This window comes from Microbacterium sp. LjRoot205 (assembly GCF_056175745.1).
The window spans coordinates 67,212-94,160 of the sequence record NZ_JBGFFH010000006.1 but is presented as its reverse complement, the minus strand read 5'-3'; the positions used below and the strand labels follow the sequence as shown (position 1 = coordinate 94,160).

General features: G+C 67.9%; 24 protein-coding genes. 3 read left to right on the top strand and 21 right to left on the bottom strand.

The window, feature by feature from the left end:
• Window positions 1–67: 67 nt before the first annotated feature.
• The 6 genes from AC04ME_RS13020 to AC04ME_RS12995 form a co-directional block, all read right to left on the bottom strand.
• Complete coding sequence (locus AC04ME_RS13020) at window positions 68–832, bottom strand: class I SAM-dependent methyltransferase (protein ID WP_475435346.1); 765 nt, start codon at window positions 830–832, stop codon at window positions 68–70.
• Window positions 829–2,088, bottom strand: coding sequence for an MFS transporter (locus tag AC04ME_RS13015; RefSeq protein WP_042541729.1), 1,260 nt, complete (start codon window positions 2,086–2,088; stop codon window positions 829–831). Before AC04ME_RS13015 ends, AC04ME_RS13020 begins: the two co-directional genes overlap by 4 nt.
• Complete coding sequence (locus AC04ME_RS13010) at window positions 2,085–2,861, bottom strand: fumarylacetoacetate hydrolase family protein (RefSeq protein WP_042541730.1); 777 nt, start codon at window positions 2,859–2,861, stop codon at window positions 2,085–2,087. The genes AC04ME_RS13015 and AC04ME_RS13010 overlap by 4 nt, the downstream gene beginning before the upstream one ends.
• Before the next feature lie 83 nt (window positions 2,862–2,944).
• On the bottom strand, window positions 2,945–4,045 hold the full coding sequence (locus tag AC04ME_RS13005) for a branched-chain amino acid aminotransferase (protein WP_042542135.1): 1,101 nt from the start codon (window positions 4,043–4,045) through the stop codon (window positions 2,945–2,947).
• 60 nt (window positions 4,046–4,105) lie between these two features.
• Window positions 4,106–5,149: a 3-isopropylmalate dehydrogenase gene (locus tag AC04ME_RS13000; protein ID WP_042541731.1), complete on the bottom strand. Its 1,044-nt coding sequence runs from the start codon at window positions 5,147–5,149 to the stop codon at window positions 4,106–4,108.
• 75 nt (window positions 5,150–5,224) lie between these two features.
• A complete protein-coding gene (locus AC04ME_RS12995; protein WP_475435343.1) occupies window positions 5,225–6,760 on the bottom strand; it encodes an MFS transporter in 1,536 nt (511 codons plus the stop codon).
• 112 nt (window positions 6,761–6,872) lie between these two features.
• On the opposite strand from AC04ME_RS12995, the gene AC04ME_RS12990 reads away from it, so the two are divergent.
• Window positions 6,873–7,418: a TetR/AcrR family transcriptional regulator gene (locus AC04ME_RS12990; RefSeq protein WP_475435341.1), complete on the top strand. Its 546-nt coding sequence runs from the start codon at window positions 6,873–6,875 to the stop codon at window positions 7,416–7,418.
• A 69-nt stretch (window positions 7,419–7,487) separates the two neighbouring features.
• Here AC04ME_RS12990 and serA read toward each other — a convergent pair whose 3' ends face one another.
• The 3 genes from serA to AC04ME_RS12975 all read right to left on the bottom strand — a co-directional run bounded on the left by serA (window position 7,488) and on the right by AC04ME_RS12975 (window position 10,081).
• On the bottom strand, window positions 7,488–9,092 hold the full coding sequence (serA, locus tag AC04ME_RS12985; protein ID WP_475435339.1) for a phosphoglycerate dehydrogenase: 1,605 nt from the start codon (window positions 9,090–9,092) through the stop codon (window positions 7,488–7,490).
• Between the two features lie 114 nt (window positions 9,093–9,206).
• Entirely contained in the window at window positions 9,207–9,560 is a 354-nt protein-coding gene (locus AC04ME_RS12980; RefSeq protein WP_042541735.1) for a hypothetical protein, read from the bottom strand.
• A complete protein-coding gene (locus tag AC04ME_RS12975) occupies window positions 9,557–10,081 on the bottom strand; it encodes a hypothetical protein (RefSeq protein ID WP_475435337.1) in 525 nt (174 codons plus the stop codon). Before AC04ME_RS12975 ends, AC04ME_RS12980 begins: the two co-directional genes overlap by 4 nt.
• 76 nt (window positions 10,082–10,157) lie before the next feature.
• On the opposite strand from AC04ME_RS12975, the gene AC04ME_RS12970 reads away from it, so the two are divergent.
• Window positions 10,158–11,090 carry a hypothetical protein gene (locus AC04ME_RS12970; RefSeq protein WP_153302167.1) on the top strand — a complete coding sequence of 311 codons (933 nt, stop codon included), beginning with the start codon at window positions 10,158–10,160 and terminating at the stop codon, window positions 11,088–11,090.
• 75 nt (window positions 11,091–11,165) lie between these two features.
• On the opposite strand, the gene AC04ME_RS12965 is transcribed toward AC04ME_RS12970, so the two are convergent.
• The 6 genes from AC04ME_RS12965 to AC04ME_RS12940 are packed head-to-tail and all read right to left on the bottom strand — an operon-like array spanning window position 11,166 to window position 18,200.
• A complete protein-coding gene (locus tag AC04ME_RS12965) occupies window positions 11,166–12,518 on the bottom strand; it encodes an alpha-L-fucosidase (protein ID WP_475435335.1) in 1,353 nt (450 codons plus the stop codon).
• Window positions 12,515–14,059 carry a M81 family metallopeptidase gene (locus tag AC04ME_RS12960; protein ID WP_475435435.1) on the bottom strand — a complete coding sequence of 515 codons (1,545 nt, stop codon included), beginning with the start codon at window positions 14,057–14,059 and terminating at the stop codon, window positions 12,515–12,517. Before AC04ME_RS12960 ends, AC04ME_RS12965 begins: the two co-directional genes overlap by 4 nt.
• A 56-nt stretch (window positions 14,060–14,115) precedes the next feature.
• Window positions 14,116–15,096, bottom strand: coding sequence for an ROK family protein (locus tag AC04ME_RS12955; RefSeq protein ID WP_475435333.1), 981 nt, complete (start codon window positions 15,094–15,096; stop codon window positions 14,116–14,118).
• Window positions 15,093–16,004, bottom strand: a complete 912-nt coding sequence (locus AC04ME_RS12950) for a carbohydrate ABC transporter permease (RefSeq protein ID WP_475435331.1) — start codon at window positions 16,002–16,004, stop codon at window positions 15,093–15,095. Before AC04ME_RS12950 ends, AC04ME_RS12955 begins: the two co-directional genes overlap by 4 nt.
• Window positions 15,994–16,899, bottom strand: coding sequence for a carbohydrate ABC transporter permease (locus AC04ME_RS12945; RefSeq protein ID WP_042541738.1), 906 nt, complete (start codon window positions 16,897–16,899; stop codon window positions 15,994–15,996). The genes AC04ME_RS12950 and AC04ME_RS12945 overlap by 11 nt, the downstream gene beginning before the upstream one ends.
• A 44-nt stretch (window positions 16,900–16,943) precedes the next feature.
• Window positions 16,944–18,200 (bottom strand): ABC transporter substrate-binding protein, encoded by a 1,257-nt coding sequence (locus tag AC04ME_RS12940; RefSeq protein ID WP_475435329.1) that lies wholly within the window; start codon window positions 18,198–18,200, stop codon window positions 16,944–16,946.
• A gap of 201 nt (window positions 18,201–18,401) precedes the next feature.
• Between AC04ME_RS12940 and AC04ME_RS12935 the strand changes: the two genes are divergently transcribed.
• The gene (locus AC04ME_RS12935; RefSeq protein ID WP_042541740.1) at window positions 18,402–19,547 is read left to right on the top strand and encodes an ROK family transcriptional regulator; all 1,146 of its coding nucleotides are present in this window, start codon (window positions 18,402–18,404) and stop codon (window positions 19,545–19,547) included.
• Between the two features lie 19 nt (window positions 19,548–19,566).
• Here AC04ME_RS12935 and AC04ME_RS12930 read toward each other — a convergent pair whose 3' ends face one another.
• The 6 genes from AC04ME_RS12930 to otsB form a co-directional block, all read right to left on the bottom strand.
• Window positions 19,567–20,829 carry an alpha-L-fucosidase gene (locus tag AC04ME_RS12930; RefSeq protein ID WP_475435327.1) on the bottom strand — a complete coding sequence of 421 codons (1,263 nt, stop codon included), beginning with the start codon at window positions 20,827–20,829 and terminating at the stop codon, window positions 19,567–19,569.
• 108 nt (window positions 20,830–20,937) lie between these two features.
• Entirely contained in the window at window positions 20,938–21,966 is a 1,029-nt protein-coding gene (gene ilvC, locus AC04ME_RS12925; protein ID WP_042541742.1) for a ketol-acid reductoisomerase, read from the bottom strand.
• Between the two features lie 45 nt (window positions 21,967–22,011).
• Entirely contained in the window at window positions 22,012–22,521 is a 510-nt protein-coding gene (gene ilvN / locus AC04ME_RS12920) for an acetolactate synthase small subunit (protein WP_042541743.1), read from the bottom strand.
• Between the two features lie 2 nt (window positions 22,522–22,523).
• Window positions 22,524–24,326: an acetolactate synthase large subunit gene (locus tag AC04ME_RS12915; RefSeq protein ID WP_042541744.1), complete on the bottom strand. Its 1,803-nt coding sequence runs from the start codon at window positions 24,324–24,326 to the stop codon at window positions 22,524–22,526.
• Between the two features lie 60 nt (window positions 24,327–24,386).
• The gene (ilvD, locus tag AC04ME_RS12910; RefSeq protein WP_042541745.1) at window positions 24,387–26,105 is read right to left on the bottom strand and encodes a dihydroxy-acid dehydratase; all 1,719 of its coding nucleotides are present in this window, start codon (window positions 26,103–26,105) and stop codon (window positions 24,387–24,389) included.
• Window positions 26,106–26,114: 9 nt separating this feature from the next.
• Window positions 26,115–26,912 carry a trehalose-phosphatase gene (gene otsB / locus AC04ME_RS12905; RefSeq protein WP_475435325.1) on the bottom strand — a complete coding sequence of 266 codons (798 nt, stop codon included), beginning with the start codon at window positions 26,910–26,912 and terminating at the stop codon, window positions 26,115–26,117.
• Between the last annotated feature and the right edge of the window lie 37 nt (window positions 26,913–26,949).

Here is a 26,949-nt window from a genome sequence, read left to right as displayed (position 1 = left end):
CGGTGCCGCACCGACACGGGCGGTCGCGGCACCGAGCGACCGCGGGGCACTCCGGCCGAGGGCGGCCTCAGCCGCGCGACGCCACGGCAACCGCGGCAGAATGCACCAGCGGCAGGCGGCCGGCGATCGATCGCTCGGCGCACACCGACTCGAAGGCAGCACGGAACGAGCGCCGACCGGTGTCGTCGAGCGCTCGGTAGAACTGGCCCGCTCCCCCGACGCCTGCTTCGGCTGACACCCACAGCGCAGTCGCATCCGCCGACCACGTCCAGGTGATCTCCGACACCCGCGGGCGCATCCAGCCCGCATCGTCGAGCATCCTCGCGAAGCCGTCGACGGTCCGCTCGAAGTCCTTCTCCGGCGGAAGCCGCTCGCCCTCGGTCGGGACGAGCGCCGCGCGCTGGCACACCTCTCGCCAGAGCCAGGTCGGCGAGTTCGTCCAGATCGTGGCCGCCACGCGGCCGGCAGAGACGCGGAGAAGCTCTCCGGCCGATGCGCGGGGGTCGGCGACGTGGTTCAACACGAAGTTCGCCACGACCGCATCGAACTCCGCGTCCTCGAACGGCAGCGACGGCAGCGCTCCGTCGCGCACCCGCATCGCCGGGTGCTGCCGCAGCGCGACCTCCCGCATCGTCGGCTCGGGCTCGCACCCTGTCGTATCCCATCCGGCATCCGTGAATGCGGCCGTGAGGAGACCGGTTCCGGAACCGACATCGAGCAGCGAGCGACCCGCAGGGTCTCCGAGCCGCCCGAGCAGAGTCCCCGCCGTGCCGACGCACAGCGAGGCATAGGAATCGGCGTATGCCCGCCCCGTGCCCGCCCAGTCCTTCATCGCCTCGGACGCCCGAGAGGAGAGAGCGCGACGATGGCGACGACGATGACAGACGCGGCGATGCCCAGTCCGGCATAGTCGAAGTTCGAGAGCACCACGCCCGCGAGCACCGCGCCGGCAGCTGCCGAGAGGCTCATGAGCGAATCGCTGCGACCCTGCCTGCGTGTGCGGATCTCGGGGGCGCTCGACTCGGTCAGCAGCGCGGCCCCCGCGACGGTCGCCGCGCTCCATCCGAGCCCCAACAGGATCAGAGCCACGATCACGCCCCACTCCCGATCATTCGCGAACACGGCGAACGCCAGGGCCGCCCCGAGGAGCACCTGCCCCAGCAGGACCACACGCAGCCGCCCCCACCGGTCGGCGAGGATGCCGAAGAGCGGCGACAGCGCATACATGCCGCCGACGTGCAGGGCGATCGTGATGCCGACGAGAGCCGAGACATCGGCCGGTGTGGGCGCCATTCCGTGCGCGCCGTGCGCCATGTGCGCGAGATGCACAGGAGTCATCGCCATCACGGACGCCATCACGACGTGCGAACCGGCGACCGCGAACATCGCGTAGCGAGCCACCACCGGCCTGTCTGCGAACGCCTTGCCTGTAGCCCCCGCAGCAGCGGCTGACGCGAGCCTCTGCGCGGCCAGAAGAGGATCTGGCCGCAGCGCCACGAGATACAGGATGAGAGCCGCGCATTGAGCGACGAACGAGAAGACGTAGGAACCGGTCTGAGGCGGCATGCCGATCGCGGCGCCCACGACCTCACCCGGTCCGAGCAGCAGGGGGCCCGCGACCCCGCCGATGGTGGTCGCCCACACGACGATCGAGAGGTCCCGCCCTCGGTGCTGCGGCGCGGCGAGGTCGGTGGCGGCGAATCGCGACTGCAGATTGCCCGCGTTCCCGGCGCCGATCATGAGGATGCCGACCAGCAGCAGCGGGAACACCCGCAGCGACGCCGCGAGGATCACGACGGCGATCCCCACGAGCGCGAACAGATTGCCGAGCGTCAGTGCACGGCGACGCCCCACCCTGGCGGCGAGGCGAGCGAGAGGGATCGCGCACACTGCGGCGCCCAGCGTGACCGATGCGGTCGCGAGTCCCGACAAGGCGTCGCTGCCGGAGATGTCGGCGGCGAGCAGCGCGCCGAGCGACACGGTCGCCCCGAACGCGATGCCGCCGAGCACCTGGCCAGACGAGAGAACCAGCACGGTTCTCCGCTGGACCGCTGCCTGCTGAGCCGCCGTCAGGGCGACCACGGTCATGATGGGCGCACGGCGTCGCGCACGGTGTTGCGCAGAATACCCAGACCGGTGATCTCGACCTCGACGGTGTCGCCGGCGACGAACTCCCCCACACCAGCCGGCGTGCCGGTCAGGATGACGTCACCCGGCAGCAGGGTGAAGGCCTCGGATGCATGCTCGATGATCGCCTCGACGGAGTGGATCATGTCGGTCAGGGGTGCCTTCTGACGGACCTCGCCGTTGACCCGGGTCTCGATCGTCGCCGCCGACGGATCGAACTCCGTGCTGATGGTCGGACCGAGAGGGCAGAACGTGTCGAAGCCCTTGGCCCGAGCCCACTGGCCGTCCTTGCGCTGGAGGTCGCGCGCCGTGACATCGTTGGCGATCGTGTAGCCGAGCACGTGGTCGAGGGCATCCGCCGCCTTCACGTTCTTCGCGACCCGTCCGATCACGACGGCCAGCTCGCCCTCGTATTCGGTCTGCTCTGAGATCGACGGGCGCACGATCGCGTCGCCCGGGCCGATGACGGCGGTGTTGGGCTTGAGGAACAGCAGCGGCTCCTCGGGGGCGACTCCCCCCATCTCAGCGGCGTGGTCGTGGTAGTTCTTGCCGACGCACACGATCTTGGATCGAGGGATGACCGGCGCCAGGATCACCGCGTCCGCGATCGGGACTCGGTCTCCGGTGGGTTCGTACCCGGCGAAGAGCGGATCGCCCGCGAGGACGACCAGGTCGGTGTCGTCGACGATCCCGAAGAGGATGGCGTCGTCATGGCTGAATCGGGCGATCTTCATGCCACCAGCCTATCCAGAGCGCCGGACGACGAGACCCCGCTGCGCAGGTCGCGCAGCGGGGTCTCGGGGAGTTCCTGCGAAGATCAGGCGTCGAGGCGCAGGAGCCAGCCGTGCTTGTCTTCGCGGCGGCCGTACTGGATGTCGGTGAGTTCTTCGCGGAGCGACAGCGCGAGTTCACCGAGCGGCTGCGGCTCATCGAAGCCTTCGCCGACGAGTGCGCCGATCGGCGTCACGACTGCGGCCGTGCCGCAGGCGAACACCTCGACGATGTCGCCGGAAGCCACGCCCTCGCGCCACTCGTCGATCGAGATCGGCCGCTTCTCGACCGTGTAGCCGCGATCCTCGGCGAGCTGGAGCAGCGAGTCGCGCGTGATCCCCTCGAGGATGCTGTCGGACTCGGGCGTGACGACGCGGCCGTCCTTGAACACGAACACGACGTTCATCCCGCCGAGCTCCTCGACGTTGCGCTGCTCATCGAGGAACACGACCTGGTCGCATCCCTTCGACGAGGCCTCGCTCTGTGCGAGCAGGCTCGACGCGTAGTTGCCGCCCGTCTTGGCCTTGCCCGTGCCCCCCTTGCCGGCGCGTGCGTAGTCCTCGGAGAGCCAGATGCGCACGGGCTTCACGCCGCCGCTGAAATATGCGCCGGCCGGGCTTGCGATCACGTAGTAGGCGACCTTCTGCGCGGCTCGGACACCGAGGAACGCCTCTTTGGCGAACATGAACGGGCGCAGGTAGAGGCTCTGGTCGGCGCCGGACGGCACCCACCGCCCGTCGACCGCGATGATCTCGCGAAGCGACTGGATGAAGTACTCGGTGGGCAGCTCCGGCAGCGCGAGGCGACGGGCGCTGGCCTGGAGTCGTGCGGCGTTGCGGTCGGGGCGGAAGGTGTGGATCGACCCGTCTGCGTGACGGTAGGCCTTGATGCCCTCGAAGATCTCCTGCGCATAGTGCAGCACGGAGGCGGCGGGGTCGAGCGGGATCGGTCCGTACGGCTGCACGCGCGGGCGGTGCCATCCGCCCTTCGCCGACCAGCAGATGTCGACCATGTGATCGGTGAAGACCACGCCGAAGCCGGGGTTCTCATGAACCTCGGCGACACGACCGGCCGTCGCGGCGGCCAGGTTCTTGGTCACAGCGAACTCCAGTGGAGCCACGGTGGTCTCGGCATCGATGGTCGTCATCTCGTCATCCATTCCTCGTGTGGCGCGCATCCTCGCGCCGTCTCAGCCTACGCCTGTCGTTCAGAGCAGAGCAGTGATCGCGGAGCCGATCTCCGCCGTGCTGCGCGCCCCCGTGCGGGACGCGATGTCGGACTCCACGGCGGCACTCACGCGAGCGGCCTCCGCGCCGAGCCCGAGGTGGTCGAGCAGCAGCGCCACCGAGAGGATCGCCGCCGTGGGGTCGGCCTTCTGCTGGCCGGCGATGTCGGGGGCGGATCCGTGGACCGGCTCGAACATCGACGGGAACGCGCCATCGGGGTTGATGTTGCCCGAGGCGGCCAGTCCGATGCCTCCGGTGACCGCGCCGGCGAGGTCGGTGAGGATGTCGCCGAACAGGTTGTCGGTGACGATCACGTCGAAGCGCGCGGGGTCGGTCACGAGGAAGATCGTCGCTGCGTCGACGTGCAGGTAGTCGACCGTCACCTGGGGATGCTCCGCAGCGACCTCGTTCACGACACGCTGCCAGATGGCACCGGCGTGCACGAGCACGTTGGTCTTGTGAACGAGTGTGACCTTCTTGCCGCGCCGCTCGGCGAGGTCGAAGGCGTACCTCACGACGCGCTCGACGCCGAACGCCGTGTTCACCGAGGTCTCGTTGGCGACCTCCTGAGGGGTGCCCTTGCGGATCGCGCCCCCGTTGCCGACGTACGGACCCTCGGTGCCCTCACGCACGACGACGAAGTCGATGGCGCCCGGGTTCGCGAGCGGTCCCGGAGCACCCGCGAACAGCTTCGACGGGCGCAGGTTCACGTAGTGGTCGAGCGTGAAACGCAGCTTCAGGAGCAGCCCGCGCTCGATGTTCGCATCCTTGAGCCGGGGGTCGCCCGGCGTGCCGCCGACGGCACCCAGCAGGATCGCGTCGTGAGCCGCGATCGCCTGCAGGTCGTCGTCCGTCAGCGTGTCGCCGGTCTCGAGGAAACGAGCGGCGCCGAGCGAGAAGCGGGTCTTGTCGAACGTCACTCCGCTGGAGGCGGTGACCGCATCGAGGACCTTCTCCGCCTCGGCGACGACCTCTGGGCCGATTCCGTCACCGGGGATGACGGCCAGCTTCACGACACGCGACATGACACTCCTTGCATCGGGATGAACCGGCCAGCGCTCGGGCGGATGCCGAGCGGGCCGGTTCTCCCAGCGTACTGGTCAGTGCGAGGGGGCCCTGCGCAGTGTGACGGCCGCGATCACTCCGGCGAGAACGACCAGCCCTGCGCCGATCAGCGAGGTGACCATGACGCCCGAACCGAATGCCGCCGATGCCGCGTCCCACAGCGCGTCTCCGAGCTGCGCAGGAAGCTCCTGCGCGGCGGTGTAGGCGCCCGCGAGGGTCTCGGTCGCCGCATGCGCGGCCTCGGCAGGAATGCCCTCCGGGACCAGGAGCGCGCCCCGGTAGAACGCGGTGATGAGGCCACCGAGCACTGCCGTGCCGAGCACCGCACCGAGTTCGTACGCCGTCTCGGACACGGCGCTCGCGGCTCCGGCCTTCTCAGCCGGCGCGCTCGAGAGGATCAGCTCGTTCGAGATCGTCTCGGCACCGCCGATGCCGATCCCGAGCACCACGAACGCGATGACGAGGGGCGCGATGCCGTGATCGGACGTCGTGAACGCCACGAGCAGATAGCCGGCGACCGAGAAGACGAGTCCCACCGGCACCAGGATGTGGGGTGGCACCCTGCGGGAGATCGGCACCACGGAGAGTCCGGCCACGATCATCGCGAGCATGCCGGGCACGAGTGCCGCGCCCGCCATCATCGGCGAGAGGCCGAGCACGAGCTGCAGGTGCTGCGAGACGAAGTAGAGGAACCCCACGAGCGCGACCACGCTGAGGAGGTTGACCAGGATCGCCCCCGAGAACGAGCCCCGACGGAAGAGGCCCATGTCGAGCATGGGCACTTCAGCGGTGAGCTGGCGACGCACGAAGAGATAGCCCATGGCGACGCCGAGCAGCGCCCAGGCGCCGGCGGTGAGACTCGGCCCGTCGACGGCGAGCGACTTGATCGCATAGACGACGGGGATCATCGCGGCCATCGAGAGCACGATGCTGACGATGTCGATGCGTCCCGGATTCGGATCGCGACTCTCGGGCACGAGCAGCGGCGCCGCGATCAGCAGCGGGATGAGCACGGGGACGGCGATCAGGAACACCGAGCCCCAGTCGAAGTGCTCGAGCAGGAACCCTCCCACGATCGGACCGAGCGCCGAACCTGCGGAGAAGGCCGACGCCCACACCGCGATCGCGAGGCGACGCTGATCGCGGTTCTGGAAGATCGAACGCAGGAGCGACAGCGTCGACGGCATGAGCATCGCGCCGAACAAGCCGAGCAGCGCGCGTGCGGCGATCAGCAGACCGGCGGTCGGGGCGAAGGCGGCGAGAGCCGACACGGCCGCGAAGCCGGACGCACCGATCAGCAGCATCCGGCGACGTCCGAAGCGGTCGCCGAGGGTTCCCATCGTCACCAGGAGTCCCGCGAGCACGAGCGGGTACACGTCGATGATCCACAGCTGCTCCGCCCCGGTGGGCGCGAGCGCGATGGATATCTCGGGGAGCGCGAAGCTCAGCACCGTGTTGTCCACCGACACCAGGAGCACCGGCAGCATGAGGACGACGAGCGCCGCCCAGCCACGGGCTCCGACGCGGGGAGCATCCGTCTCTGTCGTCGGGATCGACGCAGTACGGGTCATGGAACACCTCTCAGGATCACGACGGCATCGTAACTAAACCGTCCAGCTGGTATAGTAACAGAATCGTCATCTGTCGGCGTTACGGTGATGAGAGACGAACAGAGGAACCCCGATGCCCCGACCTCCCCTGGCCCGCGAGCGCGTGCTCGACGCGTTCGAGTCGATCGTCATCAATGACGGCGAGCGAGCGGCGACGCTCGACGCGACGGCGAAAGCCGCCGGCGTCTCGAAGGGCGGGCTGCTCTACCATTTCGGTTCGAAAGAGGACCTCGCGGCGGGACTCCTCGATCGTCTCGACGCACTCACCACGGCAGACCTCGAGCGCATGGCCGCGGCAGACGAGGGTCCGGTGGCGTACTACGTGCGCACGTCCGTCATGGAGGACGACGCCTTGGATCGCGCGCTCATCGCCGCATCGCGTCTGGCACAGGGCGGCTCTCTGCCGGCGGGCGAGGCGCTGCGCACAGTGCGGCGCCGCTGGGAGGACATGATCCGTCCGCACGTGCGCGATCGGGCGAGCCTCAACCTCGTGATGCTGCTCAGCGACGGACTTTACTTCAACAACTCACTCGACGTGAACGGCGAAGAGCACCTCGTCCCCCATCGCGGCGAGCTCGACGATCTGATCGCCCTCGTGCTCCGCACCACCGCTCCCTGAGACGGGCGAGAGACAGAGCGGGAGGGACGGCCGCTCGGCCGCCCCTCCCGCTCTCTTCGTGCGTCTGGATCAGATGTCGGTGATCTCGATCTGACGGAACAGGTCGGCGTCGATCTCGGTGCGCAGGTCCTCAAGCAGGTCGTCGGACACCGGCGAGTCCAGCGTCAGCACGCTGAGCGCCTGGTCACCGGCGCCGAGCCGCGAGATCTGCATGCCGGCGATGTTGATGCCTGCCTCGCCGAACTTCTGGCCGTAGACCGCGACGATGCCGGGGCGGTCGGTGTAGAGCATCACGACGTGGTGCTTCTCGATCGGCAGCTCGAGCGCGTGGTCGTTGATGGCGACCAGCTTCTCTGCCTGCTTCGGACCGGTGAGGGTGCCCGACACCGAGAGCTGCGAGCCGTCGGAGAGAGCGCCGCTCAGAGTGATCACGTTGCGGTACTCGTCGCTCACGTCGTCCGCGAGAAGGCGAACCGCGATGCCCCGCTGGTCGGCGAGCAGCGGCGCGTTGACGTACGAGACCGTCTCGCTGACGATGTTGGTGAAGACGCCCTTGAGCGCCGCGAGCTTCAGCACGCTGACGTCGTAGTCGTTCAGCTCCCCGTGGACCTCGACGTCGAGGCTCGTGAGAGGCGACGTCGCGAGGGCGGCGAAGATCTGGCCGAGCTTCTCGACGAGCGAGATTCCGGGGCGCACGTAGGGGTCGATGACTCCCCCGGCGACGTTGACCGCGTCGGGGACGAGGTCGCCGCCGAGCGCGAGGCGCACGGAGCGCGCGACCGAGACACCGGCCTTCTCCTGCGCCTCCTCGGTGCTGGCACCGAGGTGGGGGGTCACGACGACGTTGGGGAGGTCGAGCAGCGGACGAGCGGTTCCGCCCTCGGCGGGCGGCTCGGAGGTGAAGACGTCGAGTCCTGCGCCGGCGATCTCGCCGGCGACGAGCGCGGCGTGGAGCGCTTCCTCATCGATGAGGCCACCGCGGGCGACGTTCACGACGAAGGCGGTCGGCTTCATGGCCTTGAACTGCTCGGCGCCGATCATGCCGGTCGTCTCGGGCGTCTTGGGCATGTGGATCGTGAGGAAGTCGGCCTCGGCGACGAGCTCGTCGAGCGAGAGGAGCTGCACACCGAGCTGCTGCGCACGAGCCGAGGTGACGTAGGGATCGTACGCGACGACGCGCATGTCGAACGCGGCGAGGCGGGCGGCGACGAGAGCGCCGATGCGACCGAGGCCGACGATGCCGACAGTCTTCTCGAAGAGTTCCGCGCCCGTGAACGAGCTGCGCTTCCACTGGCCGGCGGCGAGGGAGGCATGGGCCGCGGGGATGCGACGGGCGAGGCTGAGGATGTGTCCGACCGTGAGCTCGGCGGCCGAGATGATGTTCGACGTCGGAGCGTTGACGACCATGACGCCGGCCGCGGTGGCCGCCTTGATGTCGACGTTGTCGAGTCCGACGCCCGCGCGGGCGACGACCTTCAGCTTCGGCGCGTGCGTCAGCGCCTCTTCGTCGATGTGCGTCGCCGAGCGGATCAGCACCGCATCGGCCTCTGCGAGCGAGGCGAAGAGCGCCTCGCGGTCAGTGCCGTCGACGTTGCGGACGTCGAAGTCGGGGCCGAGGGCCTCGATCGTGGCGGGAGAGAGAACTTCGGCGATGAGCACGACGGGCTTCGGCACAGGGATCCTTCGGGGCAGCGCGACAGGGGGCCGATGCGCCGCACACCATGGGGGCGCGATCACCTCAACTGTACCCGAGCGCTCCTGCTGCTCCGTGCCGTGTGACGCCGTGGATCAGACCACGGCCGTCACGAGATCCGACATGTTGAGGATGCTGTATCCGATCAGGCTCAACCAGAACACCGCCACGATGCCGAGGCCGGCCAGCAGCACCAGCGCGAGCTCGCCGGCGCGACGGCGTCGTCCGATCGCATACGCGAAGACGAACACGATGGCGGGGAAGACGACGCCGAAGAGCAGCGTCACCCATCCGATCCCCGTGAGGCCGTTCTGCGCCATCGAGATCACATGCGCGACGGCATTCCAGATGGCGTAGGCGTAGAAGAGACCTGCGAGGCCGAGAACGACCGCGCTCAGCCACCGAGGAGAACCGGAGGCTGCGGGAGAAGCCGACTGCGTCCCGGTCATGATCCGATCACCCCCACCGTCACGAAGGGCCATGGCACGAGAAGAACCACTCCGAGCAGGAGCAGCCCGATGCGGATCCAGGCCGCCTTGGCCCGGGTGAGCACCCACACCGCGAGGAACCACAGAGCGGGTGCCGCCACCGCGAGCACGAACCACGGCACGTACATGGCATCGGCCACGATCAGATTGGCGAGCGGCTTGAGCCGGAGGCCGCCGACGACCCAGCCGATGCTGTACAGCAGATAGACGCCGCCGACGATCCCGAGTGTCAGGAGCATCGCCGTGCTCAGATGCGCCGGTTCCTGCTCATCGGGCATCGTGACCGTGCCGTCGGCATTGACGTGCCCGACGGCCTCGCTGCCCCGGCCGACGGCGTTCCACCCGTCCGGCAGGGCTGCGTCGTCGGAGGCGTCGCCATGGGGCGCGGACGCCTCTCTGTCAGAGCCCTTCGGTGCGGGCGTCTTCGGCGCGACGCCGTCGTCACCGTCCCAGGTCAGGGCGTCGTCGGAATCGGAAGTCATGTCCTCAGCGTAGGACACGTCGTCCACTATGCTCGGGGGCATCTGGGCCACCGGGGCCCTTTCCGGAAGGAAGATCGTGGCCGAGCAGAACAAGAGCGCCGACCAGAGCCCCTCTGGCGGTTCCGTCGACGAACCCGCAGCCGGGTGGAAGCCGACGGCCGCAGCCAAGTCCAGGGCCACCACGTTCCGCTGGATCGCCGCCGTGCTGTGGGCGCTCGCGATCATCGGCGAGGGCGTCTCGATCTTCTGGCTCCTGCGCCAGCGCGAGTACGTCGGCGAGGACGGAGCCCTCGTCCGCGATCCGGACACCGGCCTGCTCGAAGACCGCGGCGTCACCGTGGTGTTCCCGCAGTGGGCGTTCGTCACCCTCCTCGTGCTGCTCGTGGTGATCGCAGCCCTTGCCATCACCGGTTCGATCCTGTGGAAGAAGGCGAACCGTCTCGATCCCGCCCGCAGGTCCGAGACGGTGCGCTTCTTCGTGCAGAACCAGCTCGGCGCGATCATCGCGATCGTCGCGTTCCTGCCCCTGGTGATCCTCATCTTCCTCAATAAGGACATGAGCAAGGGCCAGAAGACCACCGCCGGGATCGTCGGAGTGGTCCTCGCTCTGCTCGCCACGGTGATCGGAGTGGACTTCAACCCGCCCTCCGTCGAGAAGTACACCGCCGACCAGTCAGCCGTGATCCAGCTCCTCGGCAAGGACGAGGTCGTGTGGGTCGACGGCGGCGCGGTCTACCACGTCTGCGAAGACGTGTCGGACATCCAGACGGGCAGCGAGAAGCGCATCGGCACCACGGCAGAAGCCGTGGAGGCTGGCAAATCCCGCCTCACGCTGAAGTTCGCGTCCGAGTTGAATGCCTGCGGACTGTCCGTCCCTCAGAACGCCGACGAGATCGAAGACGCGCTGCGCGAGATCCAGGCCGGCGCGGTCGACACCGCTCTCCCGGCTCCTGTCTGGACCAACGGCGACGACGCCCCGCCCGTGATCGAGGACGCACCGTCCGAGTGACGGACGACCGCACGCCGAGAGGGGCTCGGTGCGATGCGCACCGGGCCCCTTCGCGCGAACGGGTTACGGGGCCGGTCAGACTCCGGAAGCGGTGAGCACCGCGACCGCCTCCGCGCGCAGCGCCGAGGGGATGATCGCTGTGCGCACGCCCGACGCATCGGACGTGGATTCGACCGCTGAGCCGTCCACCCAGCGCAGCGCGCTCTCGTCGAACTCCGCCGGCAGCTCGGCCGTGCCCGTCGTGGGATCGAGCACGTGCATGTGCACTCCGGCTGCGGAGCGCGTGTACCGACGCGGAGACCCGGTCGACTCCCCCATCCTGATCCAGGGGCGAGTGCCGTAGATCGCGTCGCCGTTCGCCCGGAGCCACCCTCCGAGCTCGCGCATCGCACTGCGCTGCAGGGCGGGGATGGAACCGTCTGCGGCAGGGCCGACGTTGATGAGGAGATTGCCGTTCTTGGCGACGACGTCGACGAGGAGTCTGATGAGCGCAGCGCCCGACAGCGAGTGGCGCGAGTCCTCGTCCTGGTTGAAGCCGAACGAGTAGCCGAGTCCGCGGGTCGACTCCCACGGCTCAGGGATGATCTCGGGAATGTCCGTGTATTCACGGGTAAGGAAGCCGTGGTAGGGCACTCCCCACCGATCGTTCACGACGCCGTCGGGCACCGCATCGAAGTAGCGCCGGAGCAGCGCGGCGACCGCGTAGTCGTCCCTGGCCTTCCCGCCGTCCGGCCACTCGATGTCGTTCCAGAGCAGGTCGGGCGAGAACCGTTCGATCAGCTCGTCGAGCTGTGCCGCCGAGTAGCGGGCGAAGTGCTCATCGTTGCGGCGGTAGCGGAACAGGTCGGTGTCGGACTCGATCGGCGGGAAATCGCTCACATGCCAGTCGAGCGCGCCCGAGTAGTACACGCCGAACTTCGCTCCCGCCCTGCGGGTCGCGGCCTGGAACTCCGCGATCAGATCACGACGGGGCCCGCGGGCGACCGCATTGAATCCTGTCGTCTCGGTGCCCCACAGGCAGAACCCCTCGTGGTGCTTCGTGGTCGGCACGATGTACCGAGCCCCCGCATCCACGAGCTCTCCGACGAAGGAGTCCGCATCGAATGCCGACGCATCCCATCGATCGGCGAGGTCCTCGTACGAGGTTCCGGGACCGAAGAGTCGCTGGTGCCGTTCCCAGGTGGGGCTTCCCGCGATTCGCACCGTGTTGCCGTACCACTCGGCGTACTGGTGCCACGCGTAGGCGTCTTCCGTGGGGATGTTCACGCCGTCTCCGTGCTGCACCGCCCATGCCGGCACCGAGTAGAGACCCCAGTGCACGAAGAAGCCCAGCTTCGCGTCGCGGTACCAGTCGGGCACGCCGTTCGTCGGATACACAGGCGCCGCAGCGCCGAAGTCGGGGCCCGTGCGCTTCTCGAAGTTCATCATGCGATGGTCTCCTCACGGTCGCCGCGGCGTCCGACCACGGCGGTCAGGTCCGGCGTGCCGGACGGGTCGAACGGGTACACGCCCGGCTGCAGCCGATGATGACCGAGCCGCAGAAGGTCCTGGTCGACGCCACCGGGCGTGAGCGCGAGCGTCCAGCCGCGAGCGAGGTCGTACAGCTCGGGCTCCAGATAGCCGATCTTGACGACCACCATGTCGGCGGTCGTGGGTTCCAGCCCCAGCATCCGGAAGTCGGCCAGATGATGGAAGGGCTTGCGGCGCTCGGTGATGATCGCATACAGACCCCCGACGGCGATCACGACCTGCGTGCCAGCGTCCGGATCACCCTCGGTGATCGAGAAGACGGTGCCGGTGATCTCGACGGGCCCATGCGGGCCGTCGTCCACTCGGGCTCCCGCCGACAGCGACACCGTGGCGCCGGCTCCCGCAGCGACCGCCTGGGCGACCGCGTCGGCATCGAACACCGAGGCGACCAGAGCGGTGTGCGAGCCGTCCGTCAGCTCGCGGCGGTCGAGCAGGTGCGCAAGAGTCCAGGTGACATCGCCCGCGCCCCCGGCGGTGGGGTTGTCTCCCGAGTCGGAGATCAGGTACGGACGCGCGGCATCCGGCGCGAGAGCCTTGGCGAGGGCCTCCTCGAGCGACCCCGTCTCGGCGACGAACACGAAGTCCTCGCGTGCCTCCCAGAACATCCGGGCGATGCGCTCCGCTTCGCGGGTGATGACCTCGCGATCGTCACCGGTGACCACGACGTACGCCTGGCAACGTGGTTCATCCGCCCAGGCGTAGCCGATCCACACCGAGGCGTCGACGACACCGGGAAGTGCGTCGATCAGCGGGAGTTCGGCGTAGATCCCCCTGGCGGGTTCCAGTCGGGTGCTCGTCTTCTCACCCGGCAGCAGCACCGGCACTGGTACCCACGCGGTATATGGGCGCCGGCGCTGCGGATCGGCACCGCACTCCCCCCGCAGCCGGGCGAGGAGGTTCCACACGGCTCGTTCCTTGGTGTTCAGCCAGTCCTCGTGCGGTGCCATGCGGTAGCAGGTGAGCAGGTCCACGGCGTCGCGCAGCGTCTCCGAGACGTTGCCGTGCAGATCCATCGACGTCGACACCAGCGTGTCGTCCCCGAGCGCCTCCCGCACAGCGAGCGCGAGATCCCCCTCGGCGTCGTCCATGCCGACGACGCTCATGGCGCCGTGGATGTCGAAGAAGAACCCGTCGAACGGCCCGTGCGCGCGGATGCCATCGACGATGGCCGTCTTCATGCGGCGGTAGGTGTCAGCATCCACGGCACCACCGGGAAGCGATCGGCCGTGGGTCAGCGGCACCCAGTCCGCGGCCTCCGCGAGCTCACGCCCCTCGTCGAGGAAGGGATAGTAGGCGCGCAGCTCCGCACCCGTGCGAACCGTGAACGCCTCGTCGCCGGAGATGTGCGGCGAGAACGTGCTCGATTCGATCGAGATCCCGGCGATCCCGATCCTCGGTCGCTCGAGCCCGCCCGTCTCGACGTCAGGAAGCGCGCCCATCCAGATCTCGCTGGCCTCGGGTCGTGCGGTCACTGCTGTCTCCTCTGTCACGTTCGTCATGATCTCTCTCCCGCCGTCACGAGCGTCCGGCGCGCTGCTTCGATGGCGCCGAGCGCGACGGCATCCGCACCCAGCCGCGCCGGTGCGATGACGAGCGGCAGGCCGGAGACGGGAGAATCCGTCCGCAGAGTCTGCTCGATCGCCGGTGCCAGCAGATCCCAGGCCTCTGATACTCCTCCGCCGACAATGGCGCGAGGGAGATCGAGCAGGGTCGCCGCGCTCGCGCACGCCAATGCGACCGCGCGGCCGGCCGACGCGAACACCTCGACGGCGATGGGGTCACCAGAGCGTGCTCGCTCGGCGACGGTGCGCGCGTCCTCGACGGCATCTCCGACGCGCTCGGAGTATCGGCGTGCGATCGAGGTCCCGGAGGCCAGGGTCTCGAGGTGACCGACCTGGCCGCAGGTGCAGACGAGGTCGCTGTACCCGGGGGTGTGGCCGATCTCACCCGCTGCTCCGTGCGGACCATGCCGCAGCCGTCCGTCGATGATCACGGCGCCGCCGACTCCGGTGCCCAGCATCACGCCGAGCACGTCGTCGGCACGGCGATCGGCAGCCACCTCGCCGAGGAGGAAGGCGTTGACGTCGTTCTCGACGCTCACGGGCACCGAGAGCCGCGAGGACAGCGCATCGGCCAGAGGGAAGCCCGCCCACCCGACGAAGGTCGCCGAAGCCGCGCGGATGGTGCCGGTCGCATGATCGACGACCCCTGCCGCTCCCACGCCGACCGCGACGAGCCGCGCCGAGGCGCGGGCGACGAGATCACGCACGAGCGTCGCCGCGGCATCGGCCATCGCGTCGCCGCCCTCGCTCGCGGGCGCCGCGACGCTGGCGCGCGTGACGATCGTTCCCGATTCGTCGACGAGGAGACCCGCGATCTTGGTGCCTCCGATATCGATCCCGACGATGCCCTGCGATGCCCCGGGCGGTCGTGCACCCGGCGTCACCGCCATCTGTTCCTGATCGGTGACCGTCATCGTCCGCCGAGCCCCGCCATCGCGATGCCCTTGACCAGGTGCTTCTGCAGCACGATCACGAGCAGAGTCGTCGGGATCATCGAGATGATCGCCGCTGCCATCTGCAGATCCCACCGGGTGCCGGTGAGCCCCGCGAAGCTCGCGAGACCGACCGGAAGCGTGCCGTGCGCGTCGTAGTCGACTGTGACGATCAACGGCCACAGGTAGCTGTTCCAGAACGTCAGGAAGGTGAAGACCGCCAGCACCGCGACGGCCGACTTCGACAGGGGCAGGATGATCTGCAGGAACGTGCGCACGGGACCCGCGCCGTCGACGCGGGCGGCCTCTTCGAGCTCATACGGGATGCCGCGGAAGAACTGCCGCATCAGGAAGGTTCCGAAGGCGCCGAAGGCGAAAGGCAGCACGAGCGCCTGATAGGTGTCGACCCAGTCGAACCACTGCATCACCTGGAACATCGGGATGACGAGCACCTCGGCCGGAACCATCAGAGTCGCGAGGAACAGGATGAAGACGGCATCCCTGCCCTTCCAGCGGAGGCGCCCGAACGCGTAGCCGGCTGTGGTCGAGACGACCAGCACCACGAGAGTTCCGAGGATCGCGACGATGAACGAGTTCGCGATGTACGTGACGAAGGGGCCGTAGGCGAAGACGTCCACGAAGTTGCTCCACCGCACCTCGGAGCCGACGAGCGTGGGCGGCATCGAGAACATCTCGGTGTTCGGTTTCAGCGCCGAGAAGAACGCGTAGACGATGGGCGAGACGAAGATCAGCGCGGCGATGTAGATGCACACGTGCGCGATGACGAGGCGGACACGGGCCGCCGGCGTCGTCGCTGCACCACGTGCGCGCCGCAGCTCTCGGGGTGTGCGCATGGCCGCGGTGGGCGTGATGAGGGTTTCAGTGCTCATAGTGCACCCACTTCTTCTGTGCGGCGAACTGCAGGCCGGTGATCGCGATGATGATCGCGAAGAGGATCCAGGCGGCCGCGGCGGCGAGGCCGAGGTCGCCGAACGTGAAGCCCTGCTCCCAGATGAACATGACGAGCGGCTTGGTGGCGTTCCCTGGCCCGCCGCCGGTGAGCAGCTGGGGCTGGACGAACACCTGGAGGGAGGTGATCATCGTCATGATCGTCGCGAAGAAGATCGCCGGCGAGATCATCGGGATGATGATGCTCCAGACGCGGCGGAACCCCTGCGCACCGTCGATGCTCGCCGCCTCGAGGACACTCTCGGGGAGCTGCTCGAGAGCGGCGGAGAAGATCAGCATGTTGTACCCGAGTCCCTGCCAGACGCTCATCGCGACGACCATGATCATGGCCCACGAGGGGTCGGCGAGGAAGTTGGGCAACTGGATCCCGAACCAGGTCTCCGAGAGACCGTTGAACAGGCCCTGGGGCTGCAGCATCATCTTCCACACCAGGACGTTCGCGACCATCGGGGTCACGACCGGGATGAAGAAGAGCACACGCAGGGCTCCGCGTCCGCGGATGCGCGGACCGAGGCCGAGGGCGAGCACGAGCGAGAGAGCGACGCTCAGCGGCACGTAGAGCAGCGTGTACACCGCCGAGTTGCGCAGCGCCGGCCAGAAGTCGGGGCTGCTGGTGAACAGCCTGATGTAGTTGTCCGCACCGTTGAAGGTCCGCTCGCCGAAGGTCGGCCAATCGAAGACGCTCATCACGATCGACAGCCCCACGGGCACGATCGTGAACAGGGCGAGCCCCACCAGGGCTGGGCTGGCAAATCCCAGCGCCTGGCGGGCCTCGACCTTGGCGAGCGATCCTCGACGTCTCGTCGTGATCGTCATCTCAGTTTCTTTCGTTGATTAGTGCAGCAGAGAGCGGAGTCGACTCACTCGCCGAACTGCGCCTGAGCGTTCGACAGCAGCTCTTCCATCGTCATCTGGCCGTTGTAGACGCTGACGAGGTTGGGCTGGATGTAGCTGTCGAGCTTCTGCCAGTTCTGCGTCATGTAGAGCGGCACGGTGTCGCCGAAGGCCGCCTCGAACACCGACTGCACCTGACCGCGGTACTCCTCGTCGATGGACTCGAAGTACAGCGGCTGCGACGAGATGCGAGCGGGGTACGAACGACCAGACGACGCGATGTAGTCCTGCGCATCCTCACCGAGGAGCGAGCCCATCACCTTAAGGGCGGCTTCGGGGTTCTCGCAGTTCGCGGAGATCCCGTAGCCCGAGCCGAGGATCGGCCCCGGGTTGCCGTCGACGCCCGCGGGCAGCGGAACCATTCCGGCGGCGAAGCCGGACTCGTTGTTCAAGTAGGTCACCGCGTTCCAGGTGCCGTCGACGGCCATCGCCGCGTTGCCGCCCGAGTACTGGTTCTCACCCCAGCCTGTGTCGGAGGCGGACGCCACGGGCGCGGCGACCTTCTTCTCGTCGACGAGCCCGGCGTACCAGGACGCCGCGTCGACGAAAGCCTTCTCGTCGATGTGAAGCGAGCCGTCCTCCGACGCGGGCTGCGTCGCCGAGTAGGCGATCGGCATCGACATCCACTGGTAGCCGCCCATGCCCATGGCGAACCCGTACTTGCCGTCCTTGGTGGCGTCGGCCGCGATCTYGTCGAAGTCGTCGAACGTCCAGCCGATCTCCGGGGTGGCGGCGCCCGCTGACGTCAGCATGTCCTGGTTGTAGTAGACGAGCATCGTGGCGACGTCGAAGGGCACGCCGTAGACCTTGCCCTCGAAGCTCAGGATGCCGTCGGCGCTCGGGTTGAACTCCGACCAGTCGATGCCTGCCGTCTCGAGGTCATCCGCACTCAGCTCTCGGAAGCCCTGGGTGTAACCGCCGAGCTGTGCTCCGCTCATGCCCGTGACACAGGCCATGTTGCCACTCGCCATGTTCGTCGTGAGCTTGGTGAAGAAGTCGCTCCAGGGCGACGTCTGCAGCTTGATCTTGATGTCGGGGTTCTGCTCCTGGGCGAAGGCGACCTGCGCCTCCAAGGCGTCCACATCGGATTCGCTGCCGGCCCACATGTCGACGACGATCGTGTCACCGTCGGCCGAACCGCCGGCGTCTCCACTCGCACAGCCGGTCATCGCCACAGCGACGCCGGCGACAGCGATGGCTGCCCCCACACGCAACTTCTTCATTGAATGCCTCCTCGGGAAGGATCAGGTTATTTCGAGGATCGAAGCAACCTAGTAGGATTTCGTATGAAGTGAGGCTGTCACACTTCACAATCCCTTGCAAGCCGAACATCCGATGTTTATCGGAGCTTGATAATTCGTAACGAGTCAGAAACGCAGGCTTGGACCGCTACGCTGACCTTGCTTCGATCACGAAGGAGCCTCATGCCCGACACCTCGCCCCTCGCCGTCGAGGATCAGCACTCTCGACGCATCCTCGATCTCGTCGCGCGCGGGGAGGCGCACTCCCGCAGCGAGATCGCCGCGCTGCTCGGCGTCGCGGCGTCGACCGTCGGGCTCAGGGTGCAGTCGCTCCTCGATGCGGGCGTGCTGGAGGAGGCAGGCGACGGCACCTCACGCGGGGGAAGACGACCACGCGTCCTGCAGATCGCCGGCGACGGCATCGTGCTGTCCGCCGACCTGGGCGGCCAGCACGCTCGGATCGGAAGGCACTCGCTGAGCGGCGCGCTGCTCGGCGTCGAGTCGATCGCGATCGATCTCACCGACGGCCCGGAGGCCACCCTCGGGCGCATCGCCGAGGTCTTCGAGCGCCTCGGCGCAGACACGCGGATCCACGCGATCGGCGTCAGCCTTCCCGGGCCTGTGGACACGCTCACCGGATCCGTCGATCAGCCTTCTCGCATGCCCGGCTGGCCGGGCTTTCGGGTCGGCGAGCACCTGGCCGGTCGCTTCGGAACGCATGTCACGGTCGACAACGACGCGAACCTCGCCGCGCTCGGCGAGCACCGCGCGCAGTTCGGCCACACGCACCACAGCATCACGGTGAAAGCGGGCACTGCCATCGGCAGCGGGGTGATCGTCGACGGGCACATCCACCGAGGCGCCACGAGCGCTGCCGGCGACATCACGCACACCCGCATCGACGGCAGCGGTGACATCCCCTGCTCGTGCGGCAACACCGGATGCCTCGAGACGGTCGCCAGCGGCGCGAGCCTCGTGCGTCAGATGCGCGAGCGCGGCAACGACACCGTGCGCACGACCGCCGATGTGCTGACGCTGGCGAGAGATGCCGATCCGCTCGCGACCTCGCTCGTACGGACTGCGGGCACGCACCTCGGCCAGGCACTGTCGGGGGTCGTGAACTTCTTCAACCCGCACGCGGTCTTCCTGACCGGGGGCATGAGCGCCTCCGAGCCGTTCATCGCCGCAGTCCGCAGTCGCGTCTACGAGGCGTGCCATCCCCTGGCGACGCAGCGACTGCGCATCGAGGCCGCGACGACGGGAGCGGATGCGATCCTGCACGGCGCCGCCCGCCTCGCGCTCGAGGGCATGGACGTGGCGGCGGGCTGATCCGCCGCCACTCCCCGCCTCACGCCGAGAGCGTCAGCTCGATCACCGGCAGCAGCACGTCGGGGCGCCTGACGGGCAGATGGACGGTGAGCGTCCCCTCGGCCTCTCCTGCCGGGGTCATCAGGTCAGCCTGCTGCTCAGGGTCGGATGCGCTCGTCTTGAGCCACGACCCGTCATGCAGCAGCCGCGCATATGTCACTCGTCCGGCGAGATCCGGAAGGTGGACGAATCCCATCGGCCAGGAGAACAGGCTCAGGTACAGACGATCGCCCTTGCGGGTGTACACGCCTTCACGAGGAGGCGTGAACTCGGCGTGCCCCGCCCCGATCACCGCACCTCCGTGCAGCCGCATCCATTCGCCGATCTCGCCGAGCGTCGCGGCGTCCCGCGGAGCGATGGCCCCGCGCCCGTCCGGACCGATGTTGAGAAGCATGTTGCCGCCCATCGAGACCGAATCGACCAGCATCTGCGTCAGCATCGTCGACGACTTCTGGTCGGTGTTGTCCCTGTCATACCCCCACGACCCGTTGAGCGTCTGGCACGCCTCCCACGTCAGGGCGACACCGTCTCGGACGATCGGCGCGGTGGGCTGATACTGCTCGGGGGTCACGAAGTCCGCGGGGATCCCGAGGCGGTCGTTCACCAGCATGTTCGGCTGGAGCTCGCGGCACAGTGCGAGCAGACCGGGGGCATCCCAGTCGTCGGGCCCCTTGCCGGACCAGCCGTCCTTGGCCTCGGGGTAGGTGAAGTCGAAGAACAGGTAGTCGATCTCGCCGTAGGCGGTCAGCAGTTCACGCACCTGAGCATGCAGGTACTCCCGGTAGATCGCCATGTCCCTGCCCACGTTCAGTTCGTGCGCGTCGGCATCGTCTCGACGAGGGTGGTTCCAGTCGATCGTGAAGTGGGGATGATGCCAGTCGATCACCGAGTGGTAGAGCCCCACCTTGAGACCCTCGGCGCGGAGTGCGTCGACGTACTCGCGCACCAGATCGCGCCCTGTCGCCGCGACGGAGGTGAAGTCGGTGCGCTGAGAGTCCCACAGGCAGAATCCATCGTGGTGCTTGGTGGTCAGCACGACATAGCCCATCCCCGTGTCCTTCGCGGTGCGCGCGAGGGCGCGAGCATCGAACAGATCAGGATCGAAGTGCTCGAAGTAGGGGCGGTAGTCCTCGTCGGTCAGGCGTTCGTAGTTCTGCACCCACTCATGCCGGGCGGCGCCGCTGTAGAGGCCGAAGTGCACGAACATGCCGAAGCGGACGTGATCAAACCATTCCTGTCGCATACCTCCATCCTGGCACAGACATCCGATGTCTAGCGAGGTGAACGGTGCAGACGCAGAAGAACGGGCACCCCCGGAGGGATGCCCGTTCTTTCGAAGATCGAATCAGCGTCAGCGCGCAGCGCTGCCGTCGACGTAGTCCTCGTCCTGCTGCTTCCATGCGAAGAGCGAGCGCAGCTCCTTGCCGGTGGCCTCGATGGGGTGCGTCTCCTCCTTGGCCCGCAGCGCGAGGAACTCCTCGCCGCCGTTGTCCTGGTCGTCGATGAAGCGCTTCGCGAACGCACCGCTCTGGATGTCGGCGAGGATCGCCTTCATCGACTCCTTGACCTCGGGGGTCACGACGCGGGGGCCCGACACGTAGTCGCCGTACTCGGCGGTGTCGGAGACCGACCAGCGCTGCTTCGCGATGCCGCCCTCCCACATCAGGTCGACGATGAGCTTCAGCTCGTGCAGCACCTCGAAATAGGCGATCTGCGGCTGGTAGCCAGCCTCGGTGAGCGTCTCGAAGCCGGCCTGGACGAGGTGGCTGACGCCACCGCACAGAACGGCCTGCTCACCGAACAGGTCGGTCTCGGTCTCTTCGGTGAAGGTCGTCTTGATGACGCCGGCGCGGGTGCCGCCGATGGCCTTGGCGTACGACAGCGCGGTCGCCCAGGCGTTGCCCGACGCGTCGCGCTCGACGGCGATGATGTCGGGGATGCCGCGACCGGCGACGAACTCGCGACGCACGGTGTGGCCCGGTGCCTTCGGTGCGACGAGGATGACGTCGACGCCCTCGGGAGCGTCGATGTAGCCGAAGCGGATGTTGAAGCCGTGCGCGAAGGCGAGCGTCTTGCCCTCGGTGAGGTTCGGGGCGATCGACTCGCTGTAGATCGTGCGCTGGTGCTGGTCCGGCGCCAGGATCATGATGAGGTCGGCCCACTGAGTCGCCTCAGCGACGGTCTTGACCGCGAATCCGGCTTCCTCCGCCTTCGGCGCCGACTTCGAGCCCTCCTTGAGCGCGATCGCGACCTCGACACCGGAGTCGCGAAGGTTCTGCGCGTGCGCGTGACCCTGCGAGCCGTAGCCGACGATGGCGACCTTCTTGCCCTGGATGATCGACAGATCGGCGTCTGCGTCGTAGAAGATCTCGGTGCTCACTGGTTTTCTCCTTGATTGGTGTTCGTGTACGTGTAGGAAATCTGGTCAGCCGCGCAGGACGCGCTCGGTGATGCTCTTGCCGCCGCGGCCGATGGCGAGGAGACCCGACTGCGCGATCTCCTTGATGCCGAACGGCTCGAGGGCACGGAGCATGGCGTCGACCTTGCCCCGATCACCGGTGACCTCGATCACCAGCGCGTCGGACGCATAGTCCACGACCGAGGCGCGGAACAGGTTGGCGACCTCGATGACGTTCGACCGGTTCGCGTTGTCGGTGCGGACCTTGACGAGCATGTGCTCGCGCTGCACCGAGGTCGGGAAGTCGAGCTCCACGATCTTGATGACGTTGATCAGCTTGTTGAGCTGCTTGGTCACCTGTTCGAGAGGCAGGTCCTCGAGGTCGACGACGACGGTGATGCGGGAGATGCCCGGCACCTCGGTCACGCCCACCGCGAGCGAGTCGATGTTGAAACCGCGGCGCGCGAACAGACCTGCGACGCGGGTCAGCAGACCGGGGGTGTTCTCCACAAGGAGGCTCAGCACGTGAGTCGACATGGTCAGTCCTCCTCGTCGAAAGCGGGCGCGTGCTCGCGGGCGTACTGGACGTAGCTGTTGCTCACGCCCTGGGGAACCATCGGCCACACCATGGAGTCGGCGCTGACGACGAAGTCGATGACGACGGGGCGGTCGTTGGTCTCGAGAGCGAGCTTGATCGCCGCGTCCACCTCCTCCTCCTTCTCGACACGGATCGCGAGGCAGCCGTAGGCCTCGGCGAGCTTCACGAAGTCAGGGATGCGCACAGTGCCGTGACCGGTGTTCAGGTCGGTGTTCGAGTGGCGGCCGTCGTAGAACAGCGTCTGCCACTGGCGGACCATGCCCAGCGACGAGTTGTTGATGATCGCGACCTTGATCGGGATGTTGTTGATCGTGCAGGTCGCGAGCTCCTGATTGGTCATCTGGAAGCATCCGTCACCGTCGATCGCCCACACCACGCGGTCGGGCTCGGCGACCTTGGCGCCCATGGCAGCGGGGACGGAGTAGCCCATCGTGCCCGCTCCCCCGGAGTTCAGCCAGGCGTTGGGTCGCTCGTACTTGATGAACTGCGCAGCCCACATCTGGTGCTGTCCGACTCCGGCGGCGTAGATGCCCTCCGGGCCGGTCAGCTCACCGATCCGCTGGATCACGTACTGCGGCGCGAGGAGCCCGTCGGTCGTCGGCGCGTATCCGAGGGGGAACTCGGTACGCAGGCCGTCGAGGTACGACCACCACTCCTCCGTGTCGGGAGTCGTCGTGTTGACGGCCGAGCGGAACGCGGATTCGAGGTCGACCAGCACGTCGCGGACGTCTCCGACGATCGGCACATCGGCCGTGCGGATCTTCGAGATCTCCGCCGGGTCGATGTCGACGTGCACGACCTTGGCGTTCGGCGCGAAGAGCGCAGCCTTGCCGGTCACACGGTCGTCGAACCTCGCGCCGAGCGACACGATCAGGTCGGCCTCCTGCAGCGCAAGCACCGCAGGGACGGTGCCGTGCATGCCCGGCATGCCCAGGTGCTGCTGGTGCGAGTCGGGGAACGCGCCGCGAGCCATGAGCGTCGTCACGACCGGCGCGTTCGTCGTCTCGGCCAGGGCGAGCAGCTCGGCCGACGCACGACCACGGATCACACCGCCACCGACGTAGAGCACCGGCTTCTTGGCCTCAGCCAGAAGGGCGGCTGCCGCATGGATCTGCTTGCCATGGGCCTTCGTCACGGGGCGGTACCCCGGCAGGTCGTACTTGGGCGGCCAGACGAACGGCGCCATGGCCTGCTGTGCATCCTTGGTGATGTCGACGAGCACCGGACCGGGGCGGCCCGTCGAGGCGATCTCGTATGCCGCCGCGATGGCGCCGGGGATCTCGGATGCGTCCTTCACGAGGAACGAGTGCTTCGTCACCGGCATCGTGATTCCCACGATGTCGGCCTCCTGGAACGCGTCGGTGCCCATGAGCGTCGAGAACACCTGGCCGGTGATCGCGAGAAGCGGCACCGAGTCCATGTAGGCGTCAGCGATCGCGGTCACGAGGTTGGTCGCACCGGGGCCAGAGGTCGCGATGCAGACACCGACCTTGCCCGACGACGATGCGTAGCCCTCGGCGGCGTGGCCCGCTCCCTGCTCGTGCCGCACCAGGATGTGCCGAAGGTCGGCCGCATCCATGAGCGGGTCGTAGACGGGGAGGATCGCGCCGCCGGGGAGGCCGAAGACATCCCTGACGCCGAGGAGCTCGAGCGTGCGGACGACAGCCTCTGCTCCGGAGATCTCCGGTGCGGCGGATTTGGGTGCGGGCGGCCTCGGCACAGCCGAGACGGTGTCAGCAGTCATGACACTCCTTCTGATGGTCTGTAGGCGACGTCGGAGGCTGGATGCCGGATTCGACGCGGATCAGCCGGTCGTCGCGCCCTCGGCGGCTGACCGCACGAGACGCGAGTACTTGGCAAGAACGCCACGGGTATAGCGCGGGGGTAGCGGCTCCCAGCCAGAGCGGCGGGAGGCGAGCTCCGCCTCGTCGACGAGTAGGTCGAGAGAGCGAGCTGCGATATCGACCCGTATCAGATCACCATCGCGCACGAAGGCGATGGGACCTGCGTCCACCGCTTCGGGTGCTATGTGGCCGATGCACAGGCCGGTTGTGCCGCCTGAGAATCGTCCGTCAGTCAAGAGTAGTACATCTTTTCCGAGCCCCGCGCCCTTGATGGCCGCGGTGATGGCCAGCATCTCGCGCATACCCGGTCCGCCCTTCGGACCCTCGTAGCGGATCACGATGACGGTGCCCGCCTCGATCTCGCCGTTGGCCACGGCGTCCATGGCCGCACGCTCGCGCTCGAACACGCGGGCGGGGCCCTCGAACACAGCGGCGTCGAAGCCGGCCGTCTTCACGACCGCGCCCTCGGGCGCGAGCGAGCCGTGCAGGATCGTCAGGCCGCCGGTCGCGTGGATCGGGTTGTCGAACGTGTGGATGACCTCGCCGTCGATCGGCTGCGGGTCGAGATCCGCGAGGTTCTCGGCGAGCGTCTTGCCCGTCACGGTGAGCGCGTCACCGTGCAGCAGCCCCTCGTCGAGCATCGCCTTCATGATCACGGGGATGCCGCCGTGGCGGTCGACGTCGTTCATGACGTACTTGCCGAACGGCTTCATGTCCGCCACGTGCGGCACCTTGTCGCCGATGCGGTTGAAGTCGTGCAGGCTCAGCTCGACATCGGCCTCTCGCGCGATGGCGAGCAGGTGCAGCACGACGTTCGTCGAACCGCCGAGGGCCATCGCGAGCGCGATGGCATTCTCGAACGCCTCCTTGGTGAGGATGTCGCGGGTCGTGATGCCCTGACGGAGCAGGTTCACGACGGCCTCGCCGGAGCGGTGCGCGAAGTAGTCGCGGCGGCGATCCGCGGCGGGCGGGGCCGCCGAACCGGGAAGGCTCAGGCCGAGGGCCTCGGCCACCGACGCCATGGTGTTGGCCGTGTACATGCCTCCACAGGCACCTTCACCCGGGGCGATCGCGCATTCGATGCGCTTGAGGTCCTCTTCGCTCATGAGACCGGCGCGGCACGCGCCGACGGCCTCGAACGAGTCGATGATCGTGACGTCCTTCTCGGTGCCGTCGGAGAGCTTGACCCATCCGGGGGCGATCGAGCCGGCGTAGAGGAAGACGCTGGAGAGGTCGAGTCGGGCGCTGGCCATGAGCATGCCGGGGATCGACTTGTCGCATCCGGCGAGCAGCACCGAGCCGTCGAGCCGCTCGGCCATCATCACGGTCTCGACCGAGTCGGCGATGACCTCGCGCGACACCAGGGAGAAGTGCATGCCCTCGTGGCCCATCGAGATGCCGTCGGACACCGAGATCGTGCCGAACTGCAGCGGGTAGCCACCACCCGAATGCACGCCCTCTTTCGCCCCCTGCGCGAGACGGTCGAGGCTCAGGTTGCAGGGCGTGATCTCGTTCCAGCTGGACGCGATGCCGATCTGGGGCTTGTCCCAGTCGGCGTCGCCCATGCCGACGGCACGGAGCATGCCTCGGGAGGTCGTCGCCTCGATGCCGTCTGTGACGACGCGGCTGCGGGGCTTGATGTCGATGGGCGCGCTGGTGGAGGGATCATGCGAGGACATGACGGAAGTCTATTCCCGCCGAGAGGTGCGCTCGTCCGCGAGCGCCTCCAGAAGCAGCGCGATCTGTTGTGGGTTCTCCACACGAAGCTCGGCGGCGCTCTCCCCCGGGCCCACACGCACGCCCAGATCATCGCCGGTGAGCACCCGCATCGCGTCCTCGTCCGTGACGTCGTCACCGGCGAAGAGGATCGCGGTCGCATCGAAATGCTCGCGAAGGGCGGCCATCGCGGCGTCCTTCCCCTCGTTCCGAGAGGAGAACTCCAGGACTCGGTGTCCTGCGCGTCGCCGCCAGTGGGGGAAGCGCTCCGTCACCAGCGCGTCGATCTCGGCGAACACGGCCTTCTCGACCTCGGGAGTGGCAGTGCGCGTGTGCACGCCCATCCCGAAGGTCTTCGGTTCGAGCTCGGCACCCTCGTAGCGATCGATGATCGGTCGTGCCGCCTCCCACAGCTCCTCACGGGAGCCCTCGGCGGACTCGGCACCGTCGGTCGCGGCATCACCGACACCCGGGTACCAGTACTGGGCACCGTGCGAACCGGCCAGAGCGATCAGCGAATCATCCGTGTGCTCGGTGATGACTCTCAGGTCGTGCATGCTGCGCCCCGACACGTAGGCGACCACCGTGTCCGGCAGAGCGGCGAGCCGCGTGACCTGCGTCGCGACCTCGGGCAGCGCCCTGGCCGCCATCGGGTCGGAGATGAGCGGAGACGCCGTGCCGTCGAAGTCCAGTGCGACGACCAGCCTGGGCGTCGCGGCGATGGCGCTCAGCGCCGGGTCTGCTTCTCCGGGGGTCCAGCTACGGGTCACAGGGTCTCCAATCGAGKCGGTGTCCTCCCAGTATGAC